Here is a 5,667-nt window from a genome sequence, read left to right as displayed (position 1 = left end):
GCCCTGCGGCGGCGGGAGGCGCGGGCCCTGTTCGCCTCGCCCGTCGTGCTGCTGTCGGGGGTGCTGTACGGCGTGGCGTTCCTGGTGCAGTTCGAGGGCCTGGCCCATGTCAGCGTCACGGTCGCGGCCCTGCTGGTCGGGGCCATGCCGGCTCTGATCGCCGTCAGCGCCCGTGTGCTGGGCGAGACCGTCTCCAAGGCCTCGTGGGCCGGGGTCGCGGCCGCCACCCTGGGCGCGGCCCTGATCGCCGGCAAGCCCGACGGGGCCAGCTCGCCCTGGGGCGTGGCCCTGTCGATCGCGGCCCTGTTCATCTTCCTGGCCTGGCTGCTGATCCTTCGCCGCGCGCCCAAGGCGACCGACGCCATGACCATTCCGGCGGTGTCGATCATCGTGGCGGCGGTCACCATCCTGCCGATCGCCTTCGTGATGCATGGCCCGCCGAAACTGGATCTCAGCGCGCCGGTCTGGGCCGCCATCCTGGCCCAGGGCGTGCTGGCGACCCTGCTGGCCACCGCGGCCTGGCAGTTCGGCGCCGCGCGCGTGGGCGCGGCCAGCGCCGGGGTGTTCATCAATATCGAGCCGCTGATGGGGGCGGCCTGCGGCGTGCTGCTGTTCGGCGACCACCTGACCGCGACCCTGTTGGCCGGGGGCCTGCTGATCATTGGCGGCAGCTTCGCGGTGGTTCTGGGCGAGCGGAAGGCCCGGGCGGGCGACCTGCAGGCGATGGTTCCGCCGACGCCGTAAGGGGCAAGCTCGAGCGCAAACCGAGAACCCGCCTCCCTAGGCCTTGCGCCTAGGGCCCATCGTTCCGCCGCCGCCGCGAGGCGCAGGTGGGCGTCAGGATCGGCGGCGCATGCTTGTCGCCACCCGACCCAGCCGCGCCATGGGTCCTCGCCACAAGGGCGAGGAAGGCGGATTTTAGGGTGGCAGGTTAGGCGCTTGCCCTCAATCCAGCGCGTTGCGGCACGCCGCGCCCATGGCCAGGGGCGACAAGGCCACCGCGCCGACGCAATAGGCCAGCATCAGCATCAGTCCGCCGGTCCAGGGCAGGCCCGACGCATAGCCGTCCAGCGCGCCGGCCCCGAAGATCACCGGCGGGGCGTAGAGCGGCAGGACGATCACCGCCACCAGGAGGCCGCCGCGCTTGCTGCCCAGCGCCAGGGCCGCGCCCAGCCCGCCCAGGAAGGCGAAGGCCAGGCCCCCGGCCAGGGCGCACAGCACCAGGAGCGGCATGACCTTGGGCTCGGCGCCCAGCATCAGCGCCGCCACGGGCGCGGCCAGGGCCAGGGGCGCGCCGGTCGCCAGCCATTGGGCCAGGCACTTGGCGACGGCCACCGCCTCCAGCGGCGCGGGGCCCAGGGCCAGCAGGTCCAAGGTCCCGTCGTCATAGTCGCGCTCGAACAGGCGCTCGAGCGACAGCAGCGCCGCCAGGGCCAGGGCCAGCCAGGCGATGCCCGGCGCGATGGCCGCCAGGCGCTCGGGCGCGCGGCCGGACGCCATGGGCAGCAGCATCACGACGCAGGCGTAGAAGGTCAGGGCCAGCAACGGACTGCCGCCCCGGCCCCAGGCCAGGGAGAGCTCGCGCCGGAGAAGCACGCCGAACGCCTTCATTGGCCAATCTCGCCGATGGAGATGCTCCGCGTCGGGATCGGCAGCGGGTCGTGCACCGAGGCCAGGATCATGCCGCCGCCGGCCAGATGCTCGGCCATGACGGCGCCGAACGCCGCGCGCTGGCCCGCGTCCAGCGGGGCCATGGGCTCGTCCAGCAGCCACAGCGACCGGGGGCTGGCGACCAGGCGGGCCAGGGCCAGGCGCCGGCGCTGGCCGGCCGACAGCCGCCGAACCTCCAGGTCCAGCAGGCGGGTGAGATCGAACCGCTTCGCGGCCGCTCGGGCCGAGGCCTCGGTCCCGCCGGTCCACAGGGTCTGGAAGCGCAGCTCCTCCCAGGCGGTGCGGCTGGACTTCAGTCCGTCCTGGTGGCCCAGCAGGTGAAGATGCTCGGCGCGCGCCGCGTCGGCCTCGATCGGGCCGGACGCATCCTGGAAGGTCACCGTTCCCTCGGCGGGGCGCAGCAGGCCGGCGACGGCGCGCAACAGGCTGGTCTTGCCGGCGCCATTTCGCCCCACCAGGACGGCGGCTTCCCCGGCGGACAGCGTCAGGTCGAGGTTCGAGAACAACCGACGCTCGCCGCGCGAAATCGCCAAATCCTTTATGAGAACAACTCTCAACACGCCAAGACCCCGCGCGCGACATGGACGTTGAGCGACGGCGGCGCTAAGAAGCGCGCGGTCGTCCCCCTCCAGTCGGTTTGGGTGGTACGCGGCGCGGAGGCGGACGCTGTGGGTCCTCTTCGATCAGCGCGTGATCCCGGGAGTGGTTTTCGGGCGGCCGTGGACAGAGAAGGATCCTTGAATATGGCGTCTGTGGACAGCCTGAAAGCCCGTCGCGAGCTTACCGTCGGCGGCAAGTCTTATGTCTATTACAGCCTTCGCGCCGCCGAGGAAGCCGGTCTTGCCGGAACTTCGTCGCTGCCGGTCTCGATGAAGGTGCTTCTGGAGAACCTGCTGCGCAACGAGGACGGCGTCTCGGTCGCCGAGGACGACCTGAAGGCCGTCGCCGCCTGGCTGCAGAACAAGGGCTCGGTCGAGCACGAAATCAGCTTCCGCCCCGCGCGCGTGCTGATGCAGGACTTCACCGGCGTTCCCGCCGTCGTCGACCTGGCCGCCATGCGCGACGCCATGGTCGCCCTGGGCGCCAACCCGGCCAAGATCAACCCGCTGAACCCCGTCGACCTGGTCATCGACCACTCGGTGATGGTCGACAACTTCGGCGACGCCAAGGCCTACGACGCCAACGTCAAGCGCGAGTACGAGCGCAACATCGAGCGCTACCGCTTCCTGCGCTGGGGCTCGTCGGCGTTCAACAATTTCCGCGTCGTGCCCCCCGGCACCGGGATTTGTCACCAAGTAAACCTTGAGTACCTCGCGCAAACCGTGTGGACGAACGAAGTCGACGGCGCCGAAGTCGCCTATCCCGACACCGTGGTCGGCACCGACAGCCACACCACCATGGTCAACGGCCTGGCCGTGCTGGGCTGGGGCGTGGGCGGCATCGAGGCCGAGGCCGCCATGCTCGGCCAGCCGATCCCGATGCTGATCCCCGAAGTCATCGGTTTCAAGCTGACCGGCGCCATGCCGGAAGGCGCGACGGCCACCGACCTCGTTTTGACCGTCACCCAGATGCTCCGCAAGAAGGGCGTGGTCGGCAAGTTCGTCGAATTCTACGGCGACGCCCTGGCCAACCTGACCCTGGAAGACCAGGCGACCATCGCCAACATGGCCCCGGAATACGGCGCCACCTGCGGCTTCTTCCCGATCTCGGCCTCCACCGTGGCCTATCTGAAGGGCACCGGCCGCACGCCGGAACGCGTCGCCCTGGTCGAGGCCTACGCCAAGGAACAGGGCCTGTGGTGGGAGCCGGGCGTGCCCGAGCCGACCTTCACCGACACGCTGGAACTCGACCTGTCGGCGGTCCAGCCCTCGCTGGCCGGCCCCAAGCGCCCGCAGGACCGCGTCCTGCTGGCCGACGCCTCGGTCAAGTTCGCCGAGTCGCTGGCCGGTGAGTTCGGCAAGGCCGAGCAGCCCGACCTGCGCGCCCCGGTGGAAGGCGAGAACTTCGACGTCGGCCACGGCGACGTGGTCATCGCCGCCATCACCTCGTGCACCAACACCTCCAACCCCTCGGTCCTGATCGCCGCCGGCCTGCTGGCCAAGAACGCGGTCGCCAAGGGCCTGAAGGTCAAGCCGTGGGTGAAGACCTCGCTGGCCCCCGGCTCGCAGGTGGTCACCGACTACCTGGCCAAGGCGGGTCTCACCAAGTCGCTGGACGCTCTCGGCTTCAACCTGGTGGGCTACGGCTGCACGACCTGCATCGGCAATTCGGGCCCGCTGCCGGAAGCCATCAGCAAGACGATCAACGACAACGACCTGGTCGCCTGCTCGGTGCTCTCGGGCAACCGCAACTTCGAAGGCCGCGTGAACCCGGACGTGCGCGCCAACTACCTGGCCTCGCCGCCGCTGGTGGTGGCCTACGCCCTGGCCGGCAGCCTGAAGATCGACCTGGCCACCCAACCGATCGGCCAGGACAAGAAGGGTAACGACGTCTATCTGAAGGACATCTGGCCCTCGAACGAGGACATCGCCGCCCTGCAGCGCAAGGCGATCAACGAGAAGATGTTCGCCACCCGCTACGGCGACGTCTTCAAGGGCGACAAGAACTGGCAGGGCATCAAGGTGACCGGCGGCCAGACCTACGCCTGGGAAGGCGACTCCACCTACGTCCAGAACCCGCCGTACTTCCCGAACATGTCGATGACCCCGACCCCGGTCACCGACATCGTGGAGGCCCGGATCCTGGCCGTGTTCGGCGACTCGATCACCACCGACCACATCAGCCCGGCCGGTTCGATCAAGACGACCAGCCCGGCCGGTCAGTACCTGATCGACCACGGCGTCCAGCCGGTGGACTTCAACGGCTACGGCGCCCGCCGCGGCAACCACCAGGTGATGATGCGCGGCACGTTCGCCAACATCCGGATCCGCAACAAGATCACGCCGGACATCGAAGGCGGGGTGACCAAGCACTTCCCGACCGGCGAAGTGATGCCGATTTACGACGCGGCCATGAAGTACCAGGCCGAGGGCCGTCCGGCCGTCGTCTTCGGCGGCAAGGAATACGGCACCGGCAGCTCGCGTGACTGGGCCGCCAAGGGCACCAAGCTGCTGGGCGTCCGCGCGGTGATCTGCGAGAGCTTCGAGCGCATCCACCGCTCGAACCTGGTCGGCATGGGCGTGCTGCCGCTGCAGTTCGTCCAGGACGGCTGGCAGAAGCTGGAGCTGACCGGCGAGGAAATCGTCTCGATCCGTGGTCTGACGGATCTGGCGCCGCGCAAGCAGCTGATCGTCGAGCTCTACCGCCCGACCGACGGCCGCATCGCCCGCTTCCCCGTGCGTTGCCGCATCGATACGCCCACCGAGCTTGAGTACTTCAAGAACGGCGGCGTCCTGAACTACGTGCTGCGCAACCTGGCCAAGGCCGACTGAGCGTCGCGCGCGCGATCGTGAGAAAGGCGGCCGGCTCCTTCCAGGGGCCGGCCGTTTTTCGTTGCGCCATTCCCGTTCGGGGGCTCGTGACAACGATGTCTCCACCGTTTTCTCCCCATGGACCGCCGCTATTCACGGCCTCGTGAACGGATAAACCAGGCGTTCTTGGCTTAAGTGACCCGCAATGCGTAAGGCCGCCCTTTCCCTGATCTGCCTGGCCCTGTCCGGCGCCCTGGTTTCCCTGTCGGGAGGAAGCGCCGCCTGGGCCCAGGGGCCGCGGTCCAAGCCGCCCGTGGTGGTCGAACTGTTCACCGCCCAGGGCTGTTCGTCCTGCGGCAAGGCCAACCAGCTGGCCGCCGAGCTGTCCCAGCGCGACGACGTCCTGGCCCTGACCTATTCGGTCGACTACTGGGACTATCTCGGCTGGAAGGACACCTTCGCCAAGCCGGTGTTCGCCGAGCGCCAGCGCGCCTACGCCAAGAAGTTCGCCCTGCGCGACGTGCCCACGCCGCAGATGGTGGTCGGCGGCCGCGTCCAGGCCTCCGGGACCAAGGCCGAGGCGGTC

5 protein-coding genes are annotated in these 5,667 nt (G+C 69.4%); 3 read left to right on the top strand and 2 right to left on the bottom strand.

Annotated elements, in window-relative coordinates; genetic code table 11:
- The coding region (locus tag VJ655_RS16740) for a DMT family transporter (RefSeq protein ID WP_324113038.1) at window positions 1-744 on the top strand (744 nt) is incomplete at its 5' end.
- A gap of 201 nt (window positions 745-945) precedes the next feature.
- On the opposite strand, the gene ccmB is transcribed toward VJ655_RS16740, so the two are convergent.
- Together ccmB and ccmA are read right to left on the bottom strand one after the other, a co-directional pair.
- Window positions 946-1,611: a heme exporter protein CcmB gene (gene ccmB / locus VJ655_RS16735; protein WP_324113036.1), complete on the bottom strand. Its 666-nt coding sequence runs from the start codon at window positions 1,609-1,611 to the stop codon at window positions 946-948.
- The gene (ccmA, locus tag VJ655_RS16730) at window positions 1,608-2,231 is read right to left on the bottom strand and encodes a heme ABC exporter ATP-binding protein CcmA (protein ID WP_324113034.1); all 624 of its coding nucleotides are present in this window, start codon (window positions 2,229-2,231) and stop codon (window positions 1,608-1,610) included. Before ccmA ends, ccmB begins: the two co-directional genes overlap by 4 nt.
- 183 nt (window positions 2,232-2,414) lie before the next feature.
- Here ccmA and acnA point away from each other — a divergent pair, with 183 nt between their 5' ends.
- Both acnA and VJ655_RS16720 read left to right on the top strand, forming a co-directional pair.
- On the top strand, window positions 2,415-5,102 hold the full coding sequence (gene acnA, locus VJ655_RS16725) for an aconitate hydratase AcnA (protein ID WP_324113032.1): 2,688 nt from the start codon (window positions 2,415-2,417) through the stop codon (window positions 5,100-5,102).
- 184 nt (window positions 5,103-5,286) lie between these two features.
- The coding region (locus tag VJ655_RS16720) for a DUF1223 domain-containing protein (protein WP_324113030.1) at window positions 5,287-5,667 on the top strand (381 nt) is incomplete at its 3' end.

The sequence above is a fragment of the Caulobacter sp. genome (assembly GCF_035254145.1).
In the GTDB taxonomy this organism is placed as follows: Bacteria; Pseudomonadota; Alphaproteobacteria; order Caulobacterales; family Caulobacteraceae; genus Caulobacter.
Note: the sequence above shows the minus strand (reverse complement) of the source record. Positions and strands in the feature narration are given on the sequence as shown.